General features: G+C 70.1%; 4 protein-coding genes. 2 read left to right on the top strand and 2 right to left on the bottom strand.

Annotated elements, in window-relative coordinates; genetic code table 11:
• Positions 1-315, bottom strand: a 315-nt coding sequence (locus QK444_RS34250) for a GDSL-type esterase/lipase family protein (RefSeq protein WP_282786161.1), incomplete at its 3' end; no start/stop codon positions are given.
• 270 nt (positions 316-585) lie between these two features.
• Here QK444_RS34250 and QK444_RS34245 point away from each other — a divergent pair.
• Positions 586-1,143, top strand: coding sequence for a sugar O-acetyltransferase (locus tag QK444_RS34245; RefSeq protein WP_282786160.1), 558 nt, complete (start codon positions 586-588; stop codon positions 1,141-1,143).
• Between the two features lie 194 nt (positions 1,144-1,337).
• Here the strand turns inward: QK444_RS34245 and QK444_RS34240 are convergent, their stop codons facing one another.
• Positions 1,338-2,174 (bottom strand): SDR family NAD(P)-dependent oxidoreductase, encoded by an 837-nt coding sequence (locus QK444_RS34240; RefSeq protein WP_282786159.1) that lies wholly within the window; start codon positions 2,172-2,174, stop codon positions 1,338-1,340.
• 243 nt (positions 2,175-2,417) lie between these two features.
• On the opposite strand from QK444_RS34240, the gene QK444_RS34235 reads away from it, so the two are divergent.
• Positions 2,418-3,287 (top strand): NAD(P)H-binding protein, encoded by an 870-nt coding sequence (locus QK444_RS34235; RefSeq protein ID WP_282786158.1) that lies wholly within the window; start codon positions 2,418-2,420, stop codon positions 3,285-3,287.
• Positions 3,288-3,483 lie beyond the last annotated feature (196 nt).

Genomic DNA, 3,483 nt, shown 5'->3' with positions numbered 1-3,483 from the left:
CCCGATATCGTTGCCGCCCACGGTCACCGTCACCAGATCGGTATCCGGCCGCACGGCCGTCAACTGCGGCGGCATACCGAACAGTGAATCCCGCAGAATATGGTCACAGGTGGCCCCGCTGCACGTCGCGTCGGTCAACTCCAGCCCCGCCGCCGCGGCCACCAGCTGCGGATAGTTCCCACGCGACCGCCCCACCCGCCGCGACACCCCCGGTGCACGCGGCGCGATCCCCGGTCCGGCCGCGAACGAACTGCCCAGCGCCACATAGTTCTTCCCACGCCACGCCCCGGTCCTACGGGCCGCCTCTTCGAACATCCGTCACCTCATCTCACGGCCGGGCACTCCCTCGACACCCGATCCCGACCAATCCCGCAGCCTGACGGTCCGCGCCCGGAAGCGCAAGTGCGCGCCCCGCGACCCCTTCCGCCTCCGGCGCACCCCCGGCACCGAGAGTCGTTGCGCCACAGGACGGACCGATTCGTCCGGCCTACCCGAGAATTCCCGACCGCGACCAACCCGTCCCCGGCAACCCCGCCTGTCCAGGCGTTTCTGCGCGATCGCGCAACCTCCCGCAGGATGGCGGACGTGGGTGATCACAAACAACGCATGCTCCGCGGCGAGCTCTACCGCGACAACGACCCCGAACTCGTCGCCGAACGCCAGCACTGCCAGCGCCTGCTGGACACGTACAACGCCACCGGCGTGGGCGAGGACGAACAACGCCGCGCCCTGCTGGCGGAACTGCTCGGCGAGATCGGCGCGGGCTCCTGGATCATGCCGCGCTTCCAATGCGACTACGGCTCACTCATCCGCATCGGCGCCAACAGCTTCCTCAACTACGACGCCATCATCCTCGACTGCGCACCCGTCACCATCGGCGACGACGTGTCCATCGGCCCGCGCGCGCAACTGCTCACCGCCCTGCACCCGATGACCGACCACGACGTGCGCCGCCAACGCTGGGAGACCGCCGCGCCCATCACCATCGGCGACAATGTGTGGCTCGGCGGCGGCGTCATCGTCTGCCCGGGGGTGAGCATCGGCGCGAACACCGTGATCGGCGCGGGCAGCGTCGTCACCCGCGACATCCCCGAACGCGTCTTCGCCGCGGGCAACCCCTGCCGCGTCATCCGGACACTCTGACGTCGCCGCGCCGCCACCGAACCTTCCCAGCCGCTGAACCGCACCCAAGCCGCTGAACCGTGCCCGGGCCACCGAAACGCGCCCGAGCCGCTGAATCGCGTCCGGACGGGGAATCGGTGCCGAACGGAATCAGTACCGAACGCGGCGGGTCCCGGATACGCGCGCACGCACCCGGGACTCAGCCGGTCACAACCTCACTCCGCCAATCCGGCCAGCTCCGCGCACACCCGGTACAGCTCCCGCGCCGTCGCGTCGTCCTGCGCGGCACGCGAGGGCGCCTTCACCCGATTGCGCTGGAAATAGCACCCCGACACCGCCGCCACATCCGGATCGGTCGCCAGATAGGTGAGCGCCTCCGCCCCCTGCTCCGGGGTGATCATGAAGACGCGCTTGACCAACTCCATGGCGGGCTTGACGAACCACGGCGCCTCATCCCAGATATGGGTGGCGACCGCGCCCGGATGGAAGGCATTGGCGGTCACGCCCGTACCCCGCAACCGCCGCTCCAGATCCCGCACGTACAGGATGTTCGCCAGCTTCGACGCCCCGTACGCCCGCGCCCCGGTGTATCCGCGCCGCAACCCGAGATCGTCCAGCTTCACCTGCGAGCCGTAGTGCATGACCGAGGAGGTGAACAGGATCCGTGCGGGGGAGGAGTGCAGCAGCAGATCCATCAGCAGTTCGGTGAGCAGGAAACCGGCCAGATGATTGACCGCGAACGTGGTCTCGAAACCGTCCTCGGTCTCGGTGCGCCGCAGGTGAAAGCCGCCCGCGTTGTTCGCCAGCACATCCAGCCGGGAATAGTTGGCCTGCACGGTCTTCGCCAACCGCCGCACCTGCGCCAGACTGCCCATATCGCACTCGAGGGTGTCGACCGCGCCCGCCCCGCACTCCCGCACCGAAGCGGCCGTCGCCGACAGCTTCTCGGGATTGCGGCCGACGAGGACCAGATGATGTCCCTGGGAGCCGAGCTGCCGCGCCGCAGCCAGACCGATCCCTGACGTAGCCCCTGTGATCAGGATCGTTTTCATGCCCGCCCACCCTGCCATATCGACGCCGCGCTGTCTTCCTGCCGGGGTAGCATTCCGAAGCCGCCCCATTGCGAAAAAGATTGCCCCACAACACTCTAACGCGACAGCGGGGCAGCGTGCCCGTACTCGAGGCGGCGGGATCGGTCAATCGCGCGCCACCGAACCGCGCCCGCGACCCGCCACCCAACCGGCCCATTGCCCGAAAGCTCCCACCCCCGCCGAACCCGGTCGTACCGTAGAACGATGGAGCCGGTACTGGTCACCGGTGCCGCCGGGGGACGCCAAGGATCCACCGGCCGGCACCTCACCGCACAACTGCTCGGCCGCGGCGTCCCCGTCCGCGCCCTGATCCACACCGACGACGAACGCGCCGCCCCGCTGCGCGCCCTCGGCGCCGACGTCCGCGTCGGCGACCTGCGCGACCTCGAGACCGTTCGCGCCGCACTCGACGGCATCCGCGCCGCCTACTTCACCTACCCCGTCATCGACGGCTTCGTCGACGCCGCCGGCGCCTTCGCCGTCGCCGCCCGCGAGACCGGCGTCGAACGCGTCGTCGCCGTCTCCCAACTCGCCGCCGGACCCCAGGCCCTCACCCCGCGCATGCGCCAACACTGGGTCGTCGAACAAATCCTCGACTGGGCCGGAATCGGCGCCATCCACCTGCGCGCCGCCGTCTTCCACGAGAACCTCGCCCGCATCGCCGACACCGGCGACGGCGACCTGCTCACCCTCCCCATGGGCCCCGACACCACCACCCTGCCCCTGGTCGCCGCCGCCGACGTCGCCCGCGTCGCCGCCGGACTGCTCGCCGATCCCACCGCCGAGGCCGAACCGGTCATCCTCCTCACCGGCGACATCCAAACCATCGGCGACGCCGCCCGCACCCTCGGCCGCGGCTACCGCGACATCGACCCCGACACCTGGCACCGCTGGGCCCTCGACTTCTACGGCAGCCCGCACGCCGCCGCCCACCTCACCAAACTCTGGGAGATCTTCCGCCTGCTCGGCGAGGGCACCGGCCTCTACCAGATCACCCCCGCCATCCAGCAGTACGGCGGCCACCCGCCCACCACCCTCGCCGACTACGCCGCCCACCGCACCCGCTCCCACTGACACCATGTGACCACCGTCACCGCCCGGCCGCTGTCACACCCGGCCACCACCCGGTCTCTCACCTTGTGTCCGAAACACAACACACGAGGAGACCCGAATGACCGTCCTGGAACTGGCCCGCTTCACCGTCGACCCCACCGACGTCGACGCCATGCTGGCCGCCCGCCCGGCCATGCTCACCGCCCTGCGCGAGAAA

It is taken from the genome of Nocardia sp. CC201C, from assembly GCF_030010695.1.
GTDB classification, from domain to species: domain Bacteria; phylum Actinomycetota; class Actinomycetes; order Mycobacteriales; family Mycobacteriaceae; genus Nocardia; species Nocardia otitidiscaviarum.
Note: the sequence above shows the minus strand (reverse complement) of the source record. Positions and strands in the feature narration are given on the sequence as shown.

What these genes read in the sequence shown, in the direction of transcription:
- QK444_RS34240 (WP_282786159.1), bottom strand. Translation starts at nt 2,174, where the DNA reads ATGAAAACGATCCTGATCACAGGGGCTACGTCAGGGATCGGTCTGGCT.
- QK444_RS34235 (WP_282786158.1), top strand. Translation starts at nt 2,418, where the DNA reads ATGGAGCCGGTACTGGTCACCGGTGCCGCCGGGGGACGCCAAGGATCC.